17 protein-coding genes are annotated in these 17915 nt (G+C 69.4%); 9 read left to right on the plus strand and 8 right to left on the minus strand.

All coding sequences use genetic code 11. The annotated features are described in order from the left end of the window. The first annotated feature begins 122 nt into the window (after window positions 1-122). Entirely contained in the window at window positions 123-680 is a 558-nt protein-coding gene (locus ACZ6CL_RS13770) for a MaoC family dehydratase (RefSeq protein WP_468935359.1), read from the plus strand. On the opposite strand, the gene ACZ6CL_RS13775 is transcribed toward ACZ6CL_RS13770, so the two are convergent. Genes ACZ6CL_RS13775 through ACZ6CL_RS13805 form a run of 7 tightly spaced genes read right to left on the minus strand, consistent with a single transcriptional unit; the run spans window position 641 to window position 7764 of the window. Then, on the minus strand, window positions 641-1615 hold the full coding sequence (locus ACZ6CL_RS13775) for an ornithine cyclodeaminase family protein (RefSeq protein ID WP_468935361.1): 975 nt from the start codon (window positions 1613-1615) through the stop codon (window positions 641-643). The two genes, ACZ6CL_RS13770 and ACZ6CL_RS13775, sit on opposite strands and share 40 nt — an antisense overlap. Next, the gene (dmpG, locus tag ACZ6CL_RS13780; protein WP_468935364.1) at window positions 1612-2628 is read right to left on the minus strand and encodes a 4-hydroxy-2-oxovalerate aldolase; all 1017 of its coding nucleotides are present in this window, start codon (window positions 2626-2628) and stop codon (window positions 1612-1614) included. The genes ACZ6CL_RS13775 and dmpG overlap by 4 nt, the downstream gene beginning before the upstream one ends. Then, the gene (locus tag ACZ6CL_RS13785) at window positions 2625-3554 is read right to left on the minus strand and encodes an acetaldehyde dehydrogenase (acetylating) (protein WP_468935366.1); all 930 of its coding nucleotides are present in this window, start codon (window positions 3552-3554) and stop codon (window positions 2625-2627) included. Before ACZ6CL_RS13785 ends, dmpG begins: the two co-directional genes overlap by 4 nt. Beyond that, a complete protein-coding gene (locus ACZ6CL_RS13790) occupies window positions 3541-4446 on the minus strand; it encodes an HpcH/HpaI aldolase/citrate lyase family protein (RefSeq protein ID WP_468935369.1) in 906 nt (301 codons plus the stop codon). The genes ACZ6CL_RS13785 and ACZ6CL_RS13790 overlap by 14 nt, the downstream gene beginning before the upstream one ends. After that, the gene (locus ACZ6CL_RS13795; RefSeq protein ID WP_468935372.1) at window positions 4443-5723 is read right to left on the minus strand and encodes an 8-amino-7-oxononanoate synthase family protein; all 1281 of its coding nucleotides are present in this window, start codon (window positions 5721-5723) and stop codon (window positions 4443-4445) included. The genes ACZ6CL_RS13790 and ACZ6CL_RS13795 overlap by 4 nt, the downstream gene beginning before the upstream one ends. Further along, window positions 5720-6568, minus strand: a complete 849-nt coding sequence (locus ACZ6CL_RS13800; RefSeq protein WP_468935375.1) for a cupin-like domain-containing protein — start codon at window positions 6566-6568, stop codon at window positions 5720-5722. The genes ACZ6CL_RS13795 and ACZ6CL_RS13800 overlap by 4 nt, the downstream gene beginning before the upstream one ends. 35 nt (window positions 6569-6603) lie before the next feature. Beyond that, window positions 6604-7764, minus strand: coding sequence for an MFS transporter (locus ACZ6CL_RS13805; protein ID WP_468935377.1), 1161 nt, complete (start codon window positions 7762-7764; stop codon window positions 6604-6606). A 491-nt stretch (window positions 7765-8255) separates the two neighbouring features. Here ACZ6CL_RS13805 and ACZ6CL_RS13810 point away from each other — a divergent pair, with 491 nt between their 5' ends. The 3 genes from ACZ6CL_RS13810 to ACZ6CL_RS13820 all read left to right on the plus strand — a co-directional run bounded on the left by ACZ6CL_RS13810 (window position 8256) and on the right by ACZ6CL_RS13820 (window position 11406). After that, on the plus strand, window positions 8256-9725 hold the full coding sequence (locus tag ACZ6CL_RS13810; protein ID WP_468936030.1) for an aminopeptidase P family protein: 1470 nt from the start codon (window positions 8256-8258) through the stop codon (window positions 9723-9725). Window positions 9726-9795: 70 nt separating this feature from the next. Then, window positions 9796-11061, plus strand: a complete 1266-nt coding sequence (locus ACZ6CL_RS13815; RefSeq protein ID WP_468935379.1) for an amidase — start codon at window positions 9796-9798, stop codon at window positions 11059-11061. Window positions 11062-11097: 36 nt separating this feature from the next. Beyond that, window positions 11098-11406, plus strand: a complete 309-nt coding sequence (locus ACZ6CL_RS13820; protein WP_468935381.1) for a hypothetical protein — start codon at window positions 11098-11100, stop codon at window positions 11404-11406. Between the two features lie 42 nt (window positions 11407-11448). Here the strand turns inward: ACZ6CL_RS13820 and ACZ6CL_RS13825 are convergent, their stop codons facing one another. Continuing rightward, the gene (locus ACZ6CL_RS13825; protein WP_468936032.1) at window positions 11449-12618 is read right to left on the minus strand and encodes an ROK family transcriptional regulator; all 1170 of its coding nucleotides are present in this window, start codon (window positions 12616-12618) and stop codon (window positions 11449-11451) included. Between the two features lie 174 nt (window positions 12619-12792). On the opposite strand from ACZ6CL_RS13825, the gene ACZ6CL_RS13830 reads away from it, so the two are divergent. From ACZ6CL_RS13830 to ACZ6CL_RS13850, 5 genes are all read left to right on the plus strand, one after another. Beyond that, the gene (locus ACZ6CL_RS13830) at window positions 12793-13689 is read left to right on the plus strand and encodes a carbohydrate ABC transporter permease (protein WP_468935384.1); all 897 of its coding nucleotides are present in this window, start codon (window positions 12793-12795) and stop codon (window positions 13687-13689) included. A gap of 11 nt (window positions 13690-13700) precedes the next feature. Beyond that, window positions 13701-14648 (plus strand): carbohydrate ABC transporter permease, encoded by a 948-nt coding sequence (locus ACZ6CL_RS13835; protein WP_468935386.1) that lies wholly within the window; start codon window positions 13701-13703, stop codon window positions 14646-14648. An 11-nt stretch (window positions 14649-14659) separates the two neighbouring features. Next, window positions 14660-16036, plus strand: coding sequence for an ABC transporter substrate-binding protein (locus ACZ6CL_RS13840; protein WP_468935388.1), 1377 nt, complete (start codon window positions 14660-14662; stop codon window positions 16034-16036). A 26-nt stretch (window positions 16037-16062) separates the two neighbouring features. Next, on the plus strand, window positions 16063-17259 hold the full coding sequence (locus ACZ6CL_RS13845; protein ID WP_468935389.1) for a Gfo/Idh/MocA family protein: 1197 nt from the start codon (window positions 16063-16065) through the stop codon (window positions 17257-17259). Window positions 17260-17333: 74 nt separating this feature from the next. Then, window positions 17334-17789: a peroxiredoxin gene (locus ACZ6CL_RS13850; protein WP_468935392.1), complete on the plus strand. Its 456-nt coding sequence runs from the start codon at window positions 17334-17336 to the stop codon at window positions 17787-17789. Window positions 17790-17915: the final 126 nt, after the last annotated feature.

Consider the following 17915-nt stretch of genomic DNA (forward strand, 5'->3'; position numbering starts at 1 on the left):
TGCGGACAGCGAACCCGGTATGGATGGCATGTGCCCAGGTCAGAGCAGCGCTCATCCACGGCATGAATAGCGTAAAGTCGCACCGCCCGGCAACTGCCCCATCGCACGAGGGAGTTCGACGCATGACGCTGCGCCACGTCCGGGACAACGAGTACGTGGAAGAGCACGGTGGGGACTACGAGGACTTCGAGCCCGGGATGCTGATCCGGCACTGGCCGGGCCGGACCATCACCGAGACCGACAACACCTGGCTGACCCTGCTCACCATGAACCAGCACCCGCTGCACTTCGACCGTGCCTACGGAGGCGGTGCCGAGTACGGGCAGGTCCTCGTCAACAGCGGGATCACCCTCTGCCTGGTCGGCGGCATGACCGTGCAGGCCCTCTCCGCGCGGGCGGTGGCCAACCTGGGCTGGGACAAGGTCCGCCTGAAGGACCCGGTGTACGTCGGCGACACGCTGTACGCCGAGAGCCGGATCCTCCACAAGCGGCTGTCCACGTCCCGCCCGGGGCAGGGGATCATCACGGTGGAGACGACCGGCAGGAAGTCGACCGGGGAGACGGTCATCACTTTCGAGCGCTCCTTCATGGTCCGCTGCCGCGAGACGCCGCACGAGACTCCTCAGTCGCCCGAGACTCCTCAGCCGCCCGAGGCCCCTGAGCCGCCCGAAGCCTCGTAGAGCGCCGCGGCGGCGGCCGTGTCCTCGATGGCCATGCCGACGCCCCGGAACACCGTGGTACGGCCATTCCCGACGGCCAGCCCGTCCACCAGCGCGCCCAGTTCGACCAACTGATGTTCAGCCATGAGTCCCGCGGCGAGGGCGGCGCGTACCTCGGCGGCCTCCTCGACCGCCGCCAACCGCTCCTCCACGACGACGAACGCGTCCGCGAGCAGCGTCGGTTCGACCTCGACCGCGTCCTCGTGGGTGCCACCGATCACGTTGAGGTGTGCTCCGCGGGCCACCCACTCGGCCGCCACCAGGGGTGTGCGGTCGCTGGTCGAGGTCGTCGTGCAGACGATCTGGGCGTCCAGCACGGCCTCCCGGGCCGTGTCGCACACGGTGACCCGCACTGCGGGGCCCGAGATCTCCCGTACCCACTCGGCGAACCTCTCCGTACGGGCGCGGGTGCGGGAGAACACCCGCACCGAGCGAACCGGACGCACCGCCGACACCGCCCGTACCAGTGCCCGGGCTTGCACACCGGCCCCGACGAGAGCCAGGTCCGCGGCGTCGGGGGGAGCACACAGACGGGTCGCGAGCGCCGCGACCGCGCCCGTGCGGACAGCGGTGAGCTCGGCGCCCTCCAGCAGTGCCATGACCCGCCCGGTCTCCAGGTCGGTCAGCACGACCAGGCCATGGATCAACGGCAGGCCACGACCCGGGTTGTCCGGGGTGAGCGTGGTGATCTTGACGCTGCCCACCCCGCGCCGCTCCCAGACCGCCGTCCCCGCCAGCAGCTCCCGTCGCGGGCCGTGCTGGACAACGGTCCGCGACGGCGAGGAGGTCCTGCCTGCCGAGAGGTCGGACAGCGCGTCTCCCAGCGTGTCGATCACCCGGAGCAGACGTTCTTCGCCCGCCATGTCCGCAGACGTGATCATCAAAGGTTCCGTCATGCTGTCCCGCTGTCCGCACGCGCGCTCAGTTCGGCGACGACGTCGATGATCAGGTCTTCCTGTCCGGCGATGGCCTGGCGTCTGCCGAGCTCGAAGAAGACGTCGCGCGGGTCGACCCCGGCGCGCCCGGCGCGGTCGAGCACCTGGTGTTTGAACCCCGAGAAGACGCCGGCCAGACCGCTGACGATACTCAGCGAGCCGGTGACCGGTGGCGCGGGCATGAGTTCCCGCTCCGCGAATTCGGCAGCGTCAAGCAGCGCGTACAGGTCGATGCCGGTGCGGATACCGGTGCGTTCGAGGACCGGAACGAGCACTTCCAGCGGGGAGTTGCCCGCCCCGGCACCGAAGCCGCGTGCGCAGCCGTCGATGATCGTGGCGCCCGCCCGGGCGGCGGCCACCGAGTTGGCGACGGCCATGCCGAGGTTGTTGTGCCCGTGGAAGATGACGGGCACGTCGACGGTCCCGGCGATCGCGCTGATCCGCTCGGTGACGTCCTCGGGCAGGAAGTGGCCGGCGGAGTCCATGATGCCGACCGCCTGCGCCCCGTACCCCACGGCCTGCGCCGCGTGCTCGGCCAGTTCGGCAGGCGTCGCCATATGGCTCATCATCAGCACGCAATGTGCCTCGGCGCCCTCGGCCCGCAGGAATTCGAGGTGGCGCTCGGCCAGCGACGTCTCCGTGCAGTGCACCCCGATGCGGAGGACGTCGGCGCCGTGCGCGATCGCCTTGCGCAGATCGGAGGAGGTGCCCCAGCCGGGCAGCATGAATACGCCCATCCTGCTGTTGGTCAGCGCCTCGCGCACGGTTGACAGCATCTCGTCGTCGCTGACGGCGGCCTGTCCGACCTGGAGCGAGGAAGCCCCCAGACCGTTGCCGTGACCCACCTCGACCACCGGGATCCCCGCGGCGTCGGCGGCCTGTGCGTACCCGCGCAGCGCGGATGCGCCGAGCTGGTGCCGTACCGCGTGCTGGCCGTCGCGCAGCGTCGGGTCGTAGATCGTCACGGAGCTCATCGGGCCACCGCCTTCCGGGCTGCTGAGGAGAGCCGGGCCGCGTGCTGCTCGGCGACCATGATGGCCGCCGAGTTGATGATGTCCAGGTTCCCGGCGTACGGCGGAAGCACCTCGCTGTCCGCCATGACTTCCAGGGAGACGCTGATCCGGTCGCCGTTCACCGTGCAGGCGACGACCTCGTACCCGGGCTGGACGGCCCGGACCTTCTCGGCCGCCGCGGCGACAACGGCGCGTACCGCCTCGGCGTCGGCTCCCGGGGCGACCGCGTGGACGGCCGTCCGGAAGGGCACCGGAGGGACGGCCGGGCTGATGTTGAGGACCGCCTTGGTGTCGCGCACACCGGAGAACGCGGTGACGGCGTGCTGGGTCGTGGCCACGTACTCGTCGAGGTTCAGCCGGGTCGCGCGGCCCGCGATGGTGGAGGCCACAGTGGAGACGACCTCGATGTACGCCACGCCGAACCGGTCGGCGAGCGCGTGCGCGATCGGAACCGACGCCTGCCCGCCGCAGCTGATCAGGTTGATGTTGCGCGCCGCCGGCGCCCGCATGCCGGTGACCGTCGGCACCACCATCTGCCCGATCTTGCTGGGCGTCATGTCGATCAGCAGCGTGCCCAGCGGTTCGAGCAGCCGCCAGTGGTCGGCGTGCGCCATGGCGTTGGTGGCATCGAAGACGACGTCAAAGGCCCGCGGCGCGGCGAGGATCGCGTCGATCCCGTCCGCCGACGTCGGGTAGCCGAGTCCGGCGGCGTACCGGAGGCCGGCGGAGTCGGGGTTGCGTCCGGCCACCAGGGCGCACTCCAGGACTTCGGAGAGGTGCGCCTTGCTGACCAGGTCCTGACCGATGGCCCCGGTGCCGATGACGGCGACGGAGACGGGACGTACGGTCCCGGGCGTGACGCCGGTGGTGTCGTCAATGACGGTCATGGGCTGCCTCCTCGCCGTCGCTCCACGCGCCTTCGGCGCGGTGCCCGAACCGCTGTACCCACGCGTCCCCGAGCGCCACCGTCGTACGGGCCATGCGGGCGAACGGCGGGCCGACCATGCTCCCGTCCAGGAGCGCGACCCCGCCGTCGGCCGCCCGCACGGCCTCGGTGATGCGCCGGGCCCGGCGAAGCTCTTCCGGATCGGGCCGCAGGGCGCGGTTGATCGCGTCCAGTTCGGCCGGGTGCACGGTCACCTTGCCCTGGAAGCCCAGCTCGTTGACGCGGGCGATCTCCTCGGCCAGCACCGCGGGCTCGCCGAGCCGGAAATTGGCGGTGTCGATGCAGGCCGTGCCGTATCGGGCGCAGGCCATGGCCATCGCCTGCCGCGCCGGGAGCATGTTCGCCCAGGTGATCTCGACGCCCATGGTGGCGGCCAGGTCGGCCGAGCCGAGCACCAGACCGTCGGCGGCCTCCGCGATCGCGTCGATGCCGGCGACGGCCCGGGGCGTCTCCACGGTGACGTAGATCTGCGGACGCACGCCCGCCGAGGCGAGAGTGTCGCGCAACAGGACGACTTCGGCCGCCGAGTCGGCCATGGTCATCACGACGAAGCCGGGCTTGACCGGGCACTCGGCGAGCATCAGCAGGTCGTGGACCGCCTCCATGGTGCCCAGCTGATTGACGCGCACGGCGGCGTTCGCCGGTGCGGGGACCTTCTCGAGCGCCGCCCGGCACACGTTCCGCGCCGCCGCCTTCTGCCGCGGCGGGACCGAGTCCTCCAGATCGATCACATGGAGGTCCGCGTCGTACGACCAGGCCTTGACGACCTGGTCGAGGGAGAGCGCCGGCGTGTACAGGATGCTGCGGGGCACCGCCCGGGCCGCGCCTGTCACCGGGCCGCCTCGGCAGCGAGCGGGCCGGCCGGGAGGGCGCCCACTTCGACCAGCACCTTGCCCAGTTCGCGGATCTGCTGCTCCGTCTGGCCCGCGCGCATCATGACCCGCAGGCCCGCCGTGCCCCGCGCGACGATCGGGAAGAACACCGGGGATACGTAGAACCCGGCCTCGATGACGCGGCGGCCCGCCTCGATCACGGTCGCGTCGCTCATCGGCACCAGCCGGATCGGGAAGGTGCTGCCGCTCTGGTCGGTGTGGATCAACGAGTCGAAAAGCTGGATGTTGCGGTAGAGGCGGTTCTGCAGCGTGGGCAGTTCGTCGGTCCGGTGGATCTCCGCCGAGGCGAGGCCGGCGCCCACCGAAGCGGTGTCCAGGAGCTGGGAGTAGTTCAGCGCGCCGCCGAACCGCTCGATGACGCGCAGCGTCTCCTTGGACTGTCCGTCGAGCACGATCGCCGCACCGCTGGTGCCGAACGCCTTGTTGAGGGTGACCACCGTGATGGTGCGCTCGTCCTGGGCGGGGTTGTGCGTACGGACGTAGCCGATGCCCCGCTCGCCGTACGCCGAGAGCGAGTGTGAGTCGTCGTAGTAGACCAGCAGGCCGTACCTGTCCTGGAGCCCGGCCAGTTCCTTCACCGGCGCATAGCCCCCCAGGCTGTCGCTGCCGTCGCAGACGTAGGCGACCTGGGCGTACTTCTTGCACATGTCCTCGATGAAGCCGAGGTCGTGGTGGCGGGAGGTGACGACCTCGGTCTCGTCGGCGCAGACCGGCTTGACGTTGGCCATCGACACATGGGCGTTCTTGTCGAAGATCATCAATGGTCGGGTGCCGTTGCCCAGATGGCCGGAGGCGATCAGCGGGAGCAGGCCGAAGGTCGCGGTGCTGGCGGCGATGGAGCAGACGACCTGGGCGCCGAGCAGCTCGCCGAGCGATGTCTCCAGCTCCTGCATGGCGGGGATCTGGACCCGGCTGCGGGCAATGCAGTGGTCGAGTACGCCGTAGCGGCGCAGCGCGTCGACGGCACCCTCGATCACCTTGGGGTGGGAGTCGAGGTCCAGGTACGAGCAGCAGCTGAAGTTGACGAACTCGTGGCCCGCGGGGAGGAACTCATGGCCCTCGGCGGCGCGCAGGACGCCCGTCCCGGCGTCGAAGTCGGCCACGATCCCGGCCAGGCCGTGCCGCTCCGACAGGTCCCAGAACTCGTTGCCGATGCCGATGAGTTTGTCGTTGTTGCGGTATCTGTGGGTGGGGGTGATGGCCTGAGGCTCGGTCATGACGTGGTATCCGCCGGTTCGTAGTTGTAGACGCCCTTGAGCTTCCGGTAAACTGCGGTGTAGATCGCCACACCGAGCACGTACGGGCGGCGGAATATCTTCGGATCGCGCAGCCAGAAGTTCATGTTGATGTTCATGTCGTCCAGTGACTCGGCTTGGTGCCACCACCCGAGCGGCAGATAGAGCATCTCGCCCGGCTTCAGGATCAGTTCGCGCCGCTGGACGAGCTTGGCGGCGAGCTTTGGATAGTGCGCCCAGTCCACGTCGTCGAAGTCGAAGACCTTCGACTTGTCGCCGAACCCGTGTCTGAGTGACCTCGGGTAGTACTCCCAGAAGCCGGGAGGGGCGAGGACGAACCGCTTGCTGCCCTCCAGGCAGATGTTGAAATTCTCCAGCTCGTCGAAGTGGCTCTGGGTGAACACGCCCTTGTGGCTGATCCACAGGTTGGCGGCGTTCATGGGGCCGCGGTAGTCGAAGAGCTTCCCCGCGTCGAAGCCGAGGACCGCGTTGACATCGGCCGGGCTGTTGCGGAAGTTCGAGACGATGCGGTTCCACGTGCGGGGGTCGTGTCTGTACCGGTCGTCCTCGAAGAACTCGCGGAGTCTGATCTGTTTGGTGGTCCACCGCTCCGGGTTCTGCTTGTTGCCCGGCTCGGTGAACAGGGTGACCAGCATGTCGCCGAGGCGCTCGGCCACACCGTCACGGCCCAGGCCCTTGGTTCCCCGCGGCAGGGTGATGACCACCGGGACGTCGGCCCGGATGAGGGCTTCCCGCCCGAAGGCCATGAACTCGTCGAACGAGATACGGGGAGCCGGTAAGCCCCCTATGCTGTCCCGTCTGGACATCGAATGTGCTGTACTCACAACTCTGTCCTCTTTCTTTACTGTTCCGCTGTTGCCATTTCCGGAGCCGGCTGCCCGGCCGGCTCCCCCCTCCGCAGCACTGGCTGTCCGACGACGCTCAGCACCAGGGCGACGAGTCCGCCGACGACCCCCGCCCATGCGGCGTGCGCGAAGGTGCCCTGGTCGGCCACGTGCCCGCCGACGGCTGTGCCCGACGCGATGCCGAGGGCGCCGAAGCTGTTGAGCCACGAGAACGCCTCGGACAGGGCGCCCTTCGGAGCCACCGATTCGAGGAGGGTGCTGCCCGCGATCAGGGCGGGCGAGACCGCGACGCCCGCGACGACCGCCAGGACCGCCATCACGGGAAGGGAGTCCGCGAAGGCCAGGGGGACCGCGCTGAGCGTCAGCACACAGGTGGTGACCGGGAGCAGTCTGGCCTGCGGCACACGCCAGTTGACGGCGCCGTAGACCGCCCCGGCGACCAGGCTGCCCACCGCGATCAGCGCCAGCAGCACACCGCCGAGACCGGACGCCGAGCGCTCCTGGGCGAACGCGATCATCGTGACGTCGACCGCCCCGAACAAGAAGCCCATGCCGGCGTAGGTGATCATCAGCACCCACACCCCGGGCACCGTGATCGCCCGCTGCGGGCGCTCGCCCGGCTTGTGGGCGCTCGCCGGCTCGGACCGCCGATGCAGCGCCACGAAGATCGAGCCGGTCACCGTCAGCAACACGCAGGCGACCAGTCCTCCTGACGGGTGCACCGACGAGCTCAGCACCGTGACCAGCAGCGGCCCGAGGAGGAAGATCGTGTCGTCGAGCATGGACTCCATGGCGTACGCGGTGCGCAGCGCGCTCTGGTCGACGAACGCCGCCCAGCGTGCCCGCATGAAGCCGGTGAACGAAACGGAGGTGCACCCGGTGACCACGGCCGCGGCAACCATCGCCCACAGCGGCAGCTCCAGCCCGATCGACACCAGCAGCAGTGTCATGCCGACCGCATGACCCAGGCAGGTGGTGAGCAGCACCTTGCGCTGGCTGCGCCGGTCGGCCAGGCGCCCGAGGAACGGGGCTGCCACCCCCTGGGAGATGAGCATCGCCGCCGCCACCGTGCCGGCGTCGCCCAATGATCCGGTGACGGTCGAGATCAGCATCAGGCAGCCGATGGAGCGCATGGCGATCGGGAAGCGGCCGACCATGCCCCATAAGGCCAGCGAGCCGGCACCAGGCGATCTCAATAATCGCAGATAGGACCCCAGCCCGAAATTCGATGGCGACGCACTCTCGGACACAATTCTCCTGTCGGTGCAGAGCAAATGAGTCGAAAAATAAACCCGGAATTCTCGGGTTGAGAAAGTGTGAACCGCTACACGTTCAGGAACTGGCAGCCGTGCGCCGGCGGTGCGAACCCCCCTAATTCGCCCGCTCCCTGTGGTGGCACGTCATCGTAGGGCTGGCTATCACAGGGTGTCAATGGGTAAATCGACTTGGCTCGGGGCGCAACAGGCAGGCTTGGCATCGGTCAACATGCCTCCCGTCGACGTGATTCGAATATCGCGCCGCGGAGTATTATTCCTGCGTTCCATACGAAGGTGGCCGACCGCATGCGACCAGAGGCGGTCGTGAGCGACATTCAGGAGGCGGCGTGACCGAGCGGACGCTCGAGAGCCAGGAGCTCGAAAGCCAGGAGATCGGCCAGGAACTCCCGGCCCAGAAGGCTTCGGAGGACGAGGCGAGTGAGGCCGTACAGCAGCGGAAGAACGGTCTGGACGTGAATGTGAGCGAGGAGCTCGCCGAGAACATGAGGCAGGGCTGGGCCGACACCGAGCGGCACGACTTACAGCCGATCCCGCAGGCCGAGCACACCGCCCGCCGGCGTGCCGCGCTGTCCGCCCGCTTCGTGGGCGAGCGCCTGGTGATCCCGGCCGGCAATCTGAGGGTTCGCGCGAACGACACGGTCTACCGGTTCCGTCCCTCCTCGGACTACACGTATCTGACGGGCGACCAGACCGAGAACGCCGTAGTGGTGCTGGAACCCCGGGGGGACGGCGGCCACGAGGCCACCGCTTACCTGCTGCCACGCTCCGACCGGGAGAACGGCGAGTTCTGGCTCTCCGACCGCGGCGAGTTGTGGGACGGCCGCCGCAACAGCCTCAGTGAGAACGAGCGGCTCCTCGGCCTGCCCTGCAAGGACGTCCGCACGCTCGCCGAGGCGCTCCGGGAGGGCACCGGCCCGGTCCGTCTGCTGCGCGGCTACGACGGCGGTATCGAAGAGGCCCTCGCTGACAAGGTCACCGCGGAGCGCGACGAGGAGTTCCGCGTCTTCCTCTCCGAAATGCGCCGCATCAAGGACGAGTTCGAGATCGCCGACCTGCGCTTCGCCTGCGACGCCACCGCCCGTGGTTTCGAGGACGTCGTCCGCTCCCTCGACCAGGCACAGGCCACGTCCGAGCGCTACATCGAGGGCACATTCTTCCTGCGGGCCCGGGTCGAGGGCAACGACGTCGGCTACAGCACGATCGCCGCCGCCGGGCCGCACGCCACCACCATCCACTGGATGCGTAACGACGGGGCGGTCCGCGACGGTGAACTGCTGCTGCTCGACGCCGGCGTGGAGACACGCAACCTCTACACCGCGGACGTCACCCGCACCTTGCCGATCAACGGCCGGTTCACGCCCCTGCAGCGCAAGATCTACGACGCGGTGTACGAGGCCCAGACGGCCGGCATCTCGGCGGTGAAGCCGGGCGCCCCGTACCGCGACTTCCACCAAGCCGCTCAGCGCGTCCTCGCCACCAAGCTCGTCGAGTGGGGCCTGTTCGGCGACATGGCCGTGGAGAAGGTCCTGGAGCTGGGGCTGCAGCGCCGCTGGACCATGCACGGCACCGGTCACATGCTCGGCCTGGACGTGCACGACTGCGCCGCGGCCCGAACCCAGATGTACGTCGAGGGCGTGCTGGAGCCGGGCATGTGCCTGACCGTGGAGCCGGGCCTGTATTTCCAGCAGGACGACCTGACGGTGCCGGAGGAGTACCGGGGCATCGGCGTGCGCATCGAGGACGACATCCTCGTCACCGAGGACGGGAACGAGAACCTCTCGGCGGCCCTGCCGCGCCAGGCGGACGAGGTCGAGGCCTGGATGGCCCGGCTCACAGGCTGATCACCGGGGTGTGCCGCCGCCGTGGGCGCGGGGCGGCACACCGCGGCAGGCGGCCGTAGCCTTGCCGTCCATGGATCCCTTGCCGTTCGTGGAGACCTGTGACCGGATCGAGGCCGCCGACGGCCCGCTACGCGCCTTCGTCCCCGAACCCGGCCGACGAGACCGGCTTCGGGACGAGGCGCGGTCGACGGCCGAGCGGTGGCCCGATCCCGCCGACCGGCCGCCGCTGTACGGGGTGCCGGTGGGCGTCAAGGACATCGTGCGCGTCGACGGGCTGCCCACGCACGGCGGTTCGGCCGTGCCCGCCGAGGCGCTGGCCGGTCCACAGGCGTCGCTGATCGACCGGCTGCGGGCGGCGGGCGCGCTGGTGGCGGGCAAGACCGTCACCGCCGAGTTCGCCGTCACCGCGCCCGGCCCGACCCGCAATCCGCGCCATCCGGATCACACCCCCGGCGGCTCCAGCAGCGGTTCGGCGGCGGCCGTCGCCGCGGGCATGGTGCCGCTCGCCATCGGCACGCAGACGATCGGCTCGGTGATCCGCCCGGCCGCGTACTGCGGCGTCGTCGGCTTCAAGCCGACCCACGGCCGCATCCCGGCCGACGGCGTCATCCCCAACGCGCCCACCTTCGACACGGTGGGCCTCTTCGCCCCGGACACGGCCGGGCTGGTCCCGGCGGTGGGCGTGCTGTGCGACGACTGGCGGCCGGTCCGGGCGGGTGGGGCTCCGGCGGTGGGGCATCCGACGCTCGCCGTGCCGACCGGCCCGTACCTCGACCGGGCGGAGGCCGAGGCGGCGGACGCCTTCGAGGAGCAGGCGCGGCGGCTCGCCGACGCCGGATTCCCGGTGCGCCGGGTCCCCTTCCCGGCCGACTTCGACGCCCTCGTCGCCTGGCAGCGGGTGATCGACCGCTACGAGGTCGCCCGCAGCCATGCCGAGTGGTTCCCGCGCTACGGCGAGCTGTACCGGGAGGAGACCGCCACGAAGATCCGGCAGGGGCTTGAGATCGGCCACGAGGCGTACGCGTCGGCCCTGCGCGAGCGCGACCGGTTCCGGGACCGGCTGTCGGCGGCGGCGGACGAGGAGGGCATCGACCTGTGGATCACCCCGGCGGCCACGGGCCCGGCGCCGCGCGGTCTCACCAGCACCGGTGACTCGATCATGTCCCTTCCCTGGAGCGTCGCCGGAGTGCCGGTCCTCGGCCTGCCCGCGGGCCGGGCGGCCAACTCGCTCCCGCTGGGCGTGCAGTGTGTGGCCCGGGCCGGGGCGGATGAGCGGCTGCTGGAGTGGGGCCGCGGAATCGAGTTGGTCCTCGGCGGACCTTCCGCACCCGTATGATCGGTATCCAGTCCCATGTACGGAGTTGGGGGCGCGATGTCTGCCACCTGGTGGCTTATGCAAGGTGAGGCCACGGTCGGCGAGTTACGGCAGTATGGGGTCGACCAGCCGGTCTTGCTCTGCCACTTCACGCCCGGCCCGGCGTGGGAGAACGCCCGGGACAAGTTCGAATCGTGGTCGGCGCTGCGCGGCCCGGACCCGGACGGGAGCCGTACCGCCCAGGTCATCAGATCCATCATGGATCTCGAACTGCGGCTGGTCCCCACGGACGGCAGCCCGTCGATGGCGCTGTTCACGGAGTGCATCCTGCGGATCGACGGACACACGGCCCGGCTGCGCTGCTGAAAGCCCCTGCGGCCAGGGGCTTGTGACGAGCCGTGACGCCGGCTAGCCGTCCGTCTTGCCGAGGACGAGGACCTGGATGGCCAGCACGGCTGCCCCCCGCGCCCAGTCGTGGAAGTCGGAGACCTTGGTCTCCAGGTCGACCGGGTCCGCCAGCGGATGGCGATGGGCGGCGATGGTCTCCTGGATGGTCTCGCCCGCCACGTCGACCAGGCCGACCCCCTCCCCGGCGAGCAGGATCTTCTGCGGCATCGCGAAGTTGGCGATCTGCGCCACCAGGACGCCAAGACCCCGCGCCGCCTCGTCGATCACCCGGCCGGTGACCGGGTCGCCGGACGCGGCGAGGGCGAGGATGCCGGGATAGTCGATCTCGCGGCCGAGCGCCGCCCGCACCTGGTAGCGGATGCTGGGGATGGACAGCAGGGCGACCGCGCTGCCGCGCTCCCCGTCCGGGGTGAGGGGGCCGTTCGGATTGATGATCCAGCGCTTGCCGAGACCGTGGCCGTCCTCCGCGCCGCGGACCAGGGTGCCGCCGATGACCAGGCCGTATCCGATGCCCGCGCCGATCGTGAGCACGACGAAGCGGTCCAGCCCGCGGCCCGCGCCGAACCAGGTCTCGGCCTCGGTGAGCGCCACCACGTCGTTCTCCACCACCACCGGCAGCCCGGTGCGCCGCTCCATGAGCTGGGCGAACGGAACGTCGTCCCAGTCCAGGAAGGCGGAGTCGACGACGGTGGACCGGCCCCGGACATGGCCGCCCACGCCGACGCCGATCCCGGCCAGCCGGGGGAAGTCGCGGCTGAAGTCCTGGACGAGGGCATGGAGGAGGTCCGCGACCTCTTCGGGGGCGTGGGTGTCCAGCGGGAGGGTCCGCTGGGCCACGACCTCGCTCTTCAGCGTGGTGACCACCCCGTACACCGCATCACCGGTGATCTTGAACCCGGCGAAATAACGGGACTCGGCCACGATGTCCAGCGGCTGGGAGGGGCGCCCCTGCCCGCTGGGCCGGGCCGGACGGGACGAGACCGGCCACGCCTCCTCGACCAGCAGCCCGGACTCGATCAGCGGCTTGGTCAGCCGGGTGAGGCTGCCCGCCGACAGATCAAGCCGCCTGGCGATCTCGCCGCGGGAGAGCGGTCCGTGCATCAGCACTTCGATCGCCACCGCCCGCTCGGCGGGACTGAGCGGTGCCCAACTGGCCGCCAGTGCACTCATCGAGCCGTCATCATCCACATCCCGGAGCCTATATATCTTTCCCGACGAAAACAATGCCGGGGTCCTGGGCTGTGGACAACGAGTTTTCCACACCTCTTGCAGGGGTCTTGACAGTTCTATTTTTTCGTCACGAAACTAATCGGCCATGGACCACGTCATGGACAAGGGAGTCTTATGGCCATCGCCTCGCCCCGTCGCGAGGGCGCCCGCGGCGACGGGCTGCTCGCGGCGGCGTTCACCGCCCCCGCCCTGTTCGGGTTCTTCGTCTTCCTCCTCTGGCCCACCCTGCGCGGCATCTATCTGAGCTTCACCCGCTTCAACCTGCTGACCCCGCCGGAGTGGGTGGGCCTGGACAACTACGTGCGCATGGTCAACGACCCCATCTTCTGGGACTCGCTGCGCGTCACCGTCGTCTACGTGGTCATGAACATCGGCGTGCAGACGGTCGTGGCCCTGCTCATCGCCGTCCTGATGCAGCGGCTGACCCAGTCGGCGCTGGTGCGCGGCATCGTGCTCACCCCGTATCTGGTCTCCAACGTCGTGACCGGCATCGTCTTCCTGTGGATGCTCGACACCCAGCTCGGCATCGGCAACCAGATCCTCGGCGCCCTCGGCCTCGGCCACATCGCCTTCTTCGGCAGCCAGGAGTGGGCGATCCCCACCATCGCGCTCGTCAACGTCTGGCGGCACGTGGGCTACACGGCCCTGCTGCTCTTCGCCGGGCTCCAGGCGATCCCCAAGGACATGTACGAGGCGGGGCGGATCGACGGGGCGGGGGAGTGGCGGATGTTCTGGCGGATCTCGCTGCCGCTGCTGCGGCCGATCCTCGCGCTCGTGCTCATCATGACCGTCATCGGGTCGTTCCAGGTGTTCGACACGGTCGCGGTCACCACCGCCGGGGGCCCGGCCAACGCCACCAACGTCCTGCAGTACTACATCTACGGCGCCGCGTTCGGACGCTTCCAGTTCGGCTACGCCTCCGCGATGTCCGTCGCCCTGCTGATCGTCCTCAGCGTGATCACCATCGTCCAGTACCGGCTGACCAAAGCCGGCCAGACCGACCTCGGTTAGGGAGGCCCGTCATGGCCTTGGCGACATCCACGAAACTCGGTGCCCCCAGCCCGGCCACCACCCGGCCCGCGGTGCGCGTGCGGCGCAGGCCCTCGCCCGGCCGCGTCCTCGCCTGGGTCCTCATGGGCGGGATCATGGTGGTGACGCTCTTCCCCTTCTACTGGATCCTGCGGACCGCGCTGTCCAGCAATGCCGCCCTCGCAGCTCACCCCTCCTCCCTGCTGCCCGCCGACGTCAGCCTGGGCGGCTTCGCCCGGGTCTTCGGCCTCCAGAGCACCAAGGAAGCCCTCGCCGAGGGCGGCTCGGGCGGCAGCCTCCACTTCTTTCGCTATCTGCTCAACTCGGTGCTCGTCTCGACCGTGATCACCGTCTGCCAGGTCCTGTTCTCGGCCATGGCCGCCTACGCCTTCGCACGCCTGAAATGGCGCGGCCGGGAAACCGTGTTCGGGCTGGTGCTCGCCGGGCTCATGGTGCCCGCCGTCTTCACCCTGCTCCCGAACTTCGTCCTCATCAAGGAGCTGGGCCTGGTCGACAACCTGCTGGGCATCGCGCTGCCCACGATGTTCATGACGCCGTTCGCCGTCTTCTTCCTCCGGCAGTTCTTCATGAACATCCCCGCGGAGATCGAGGAGGCCGCGCTGCTGGACGGGGCGGGCAAGGTGCGGGTCTTCTTCCGGCTCATCCTGCCAATGGCGGGCGCGCCGATCGCGACGCTCGCCGTGCTCACCTATATGACGTCCTGGAACGACTACTTCTGGCCGCTCATGGTGTCGTACAGCGACAGCTCCCGGGTGCTCACCGTCGCGCTGAGCATCTTCCGCGCCCAGTCGCCGCAGTCCGGGGTGGACTGGGCCGGGCTGATGTCGGCGACGCTGGTCGCCGCGCTCCCGATGCTCCTGCTGTTCGCCGCGTTCGCCCGGCGCATCATCAACTCCGTCGGCTTCACCGGAATCAAGTAGGAGGCGCAGCGATGTCAACGGCACGAACCCACCGCGCACCCCGCGCCCTCCGTACGGCGGTCGCGCTCGGCGGAGCCGCCGCGCTCACCTTCGTGGCGGGCTGTGGATCGCAGGGGTCCTCGGTCTCCGCGCAGCGGACCGTCAGTTACTGGCTCTGGGACGCCAACCAGCTGCCCGCCTACCAGGCGTGCGCGAAGGACTTCGAGAAGAAGAACCCCGGGCTGACCGTCAATATCACCCAGGTGGGCTGGGACGACTACTGGACCAAGCTCACCGCCGGATTCATCGCGGGAACCGCGCCCGATGTCTTCACCGACCACGTCTCCAAGTTCGCCCAGTTCGCCGACCTCGGCGTGCTGGCCCCGCTCGACGAGCTGCCCGCCACCAAGGGTATCAAGAACGCCGACTACCAGCCCGGGCTCGGTGCCTCCTGGGTCGGCCAGGACGGCCACCGCTACGGCGCTCCGAAGGACTGGGACACCGTCGCCCTCTTCTACAACAAGAAGATGGCCAAGGCCGCCGGGGTCTCCGCCAAGGATCTCAACTCCCTGGCCTGGAACCCCCGGGACGGCGGCTCGTTCGAGAAGACCGTCGCCCATCTCACCGTCGACCGTAACGGGGTCCGGGGGGACGAGCCGGGTTTCGACAAGCACCACGTGCGCACGTACGGCCTTGCCACGAATGACGCGGGCGAGTCCGACGGCCAGACCCAATGGAGCGCCTTCGCCGGCTCGGCGGGCTGGAGTTACACCAACAAGCGGCAGTGGGGCGATCACTACAACTACGACCAGCCCGCCTTCAAGGATGCCATCAGCTGGTACTTCGGGCTCGCGAAGAAGGGATACCTCGCACCCTTCACGGACTTCTCCGAGTCCAACGGCCCCGAGGTGCAGCTCGGTTCGGGCAAGGCGGCCATCGCGATGCACGGCTCCTGGATGATCTCCACCTTCGCGGGGCTGAAGGGCATCGACGTCGGCACCGCCCCGACTCCTATCGGTCCGTCCGGCCACCGCGCCACCATGATGAACGGCCTCGCCGACTCCATCAGCAAGCACGCGAAGAACAAGAAGGGCGCCGAGAAGTGGGTGGCCTATCTCGCCTCGAACGAGTGCCAGAAGACGGTGGGTGAACACGGCATCGTCTTCCCCGCGACCAAGGCGGGCACGGCAGCGGCCGCGGCCGCCTATGAGAAGGACGGCATCGACACCACGGCCTTCACCAAGCCGGTCGCCGACCGCACCACCTTCCCCTTCCCCATCACCGACTACGCCGCCGACATCAAGGCTCTGATGGGCCCCGCGATGCAGGACATCTACGCCAACGGGGCGTCCGTCTCCGGTGTGCTCGACCGCACCAATAAGCAGATCAACTTCCTCTTCGACCAGTGACTCTTTGACCGATGAAAGGGCCCTCCATGCCGTTCACCCTTGGCATCGTCGGCGCCGGGCAGTTTGCCGGCCAGTTCGCCAAGCTCTTCCAGGCCCACCCGGGCGTCGGCGACGTCACCGTCACCGATCTGCTGCCCGAGCGCGCGGACCGGCTGGTCTCCCAGTACGGGCTGGCCGGGACCCACCCCACGTTCGAGGCCATGCTGGAATCCGACGTGGACGCCATCGCGCTGTTCACCCAGCGCTGGACCCACGGCCCCCTCGTCGTCCAGGCCCTGCACGCCGGGAAGCATGTGTACTCCGCCGTGCCGATGGCGGTCAGCGAGGTGGAGATCGCCGCCATCATCGACGCCGTCCGGGAGACCGGGCTGACCTACATGATGGGCGAGACCAGCCAGTACAACCCGGCCACCGTCTACGCCCGGCAGAAGATCACCGAGGGCGGTTTCGGGCGGCTCTTCTACGCCGAGGGCGACTACGTCCACGACATGGACCTCGGCTTCTACGAGGCGTACCAGTACAGCGGCGGCGCGGACTGGAAGTCCACCGCGAGCTATCCGCCGCTGCACTACCCCACCCACTCGGTCGGCGGGGTGCTGGGCGCCTGGCAGACGCACGCGGTGAGCGTGTCCGCGATAGGCGTCCGGGACGAGCGGGGGGACGGCGTCTTCGACAAGGAGGTCAGCCAGTTCGACAACGACTTCTCCAACGCGACCGCGCTCTTCGAGGCCGCCGGGGGCGGGTCGTTCCGGATCAACGAGTTCCGGCGGGTCGGCTACCCCTCGCACATCCGTGAGTCGCGATTCCGCTTCTTTGGCACCGAGGGCAGTCTCGAACAGCTCGCCACCGTCAGCTTCTGGCAGGACAAGAAGGGCGTCCAGGACGTCTCCGAGCACCTCCAGCCCGCGCCGACCCTGTCCGCCGACGATCCGTCGCTCGCCGAGGTCGCCCCCGCCCTGCGGGACGCCTTCACCTCGGGCAGCGCGCCCGTGCACGACCGGTCGCGGCTGCCGAAGGAGTTCGCCGAGCTGCCCAACGGGCACGAGGGGAGCCACCACTTCCTCGTCGACGACTTCGTCACCGCCGTCACCACCCGCACCCTCCCCACGGTGAACGCGTGGGTCGCGGCCCGCTACACCCTGCCGGGCATCATCGCCCACCGGTCCGCGCTCCAGGGCGGCACCCGCCTGGACATACCCGACTTCGGTGACGCCCCCGCGTAACCGGCGCACGGTGAGCCGGACCGCCGGGGGCATCGCCCCACCGGGCGGCGGTCCGGCCGTATAGCTTGATCCTCATGGACATCGGTGATGTGGTCGAGGACTTCGAACTTCCGGACGAGAGCGGCGCCACCCGTACCCTGAGCGGGCTGCTCGCGGACGGCCCGGTCGTGCTGTTCTTCTATCCGGCGGCCTTCACGCCCGGCTGCACGAAACAGGCGTGCCATTTCCGCGACATCGCGGCGGAGTTCAAGGAGCTGGGCGCCCAGCCGGTCGGGGTGAGCGCGGATGTGGTCGAAAAGCAGGCGGAGTTCGCCCGCGCGTACTCCTTCGGCTATCCGCTGCTGTCGGATCCGGAGGGGACGGTGCGGGAGCGGTTCGGAGTGAAGCGCGGTATCGCGGCCGTACCGACGAAGCGGGTCACCTTCGTGATCGACACCGACCGCCGGGTGCTGGACATCGTCAAGAGTGAGTTCCGGATGGGAGTGCACGCGGACCGCGCGCTCGACGCGCTCCGCCGCCGGGCGGCGTAGATCTGAAAACACTTGCGGGGACGGTGCGTTGCGCCGCCCCCGCAAACCTTGTGAGCCCTCTAGCAAGCGCTTGCCGAGCGGCGTAGGGTCGGGCCGCCCGACCCTACGCCCCGCCCCGCCACACCG

The sequence above is a fragment of the Streptomyces sp. NPDC041200 genome (assembly GCF_055591805.1).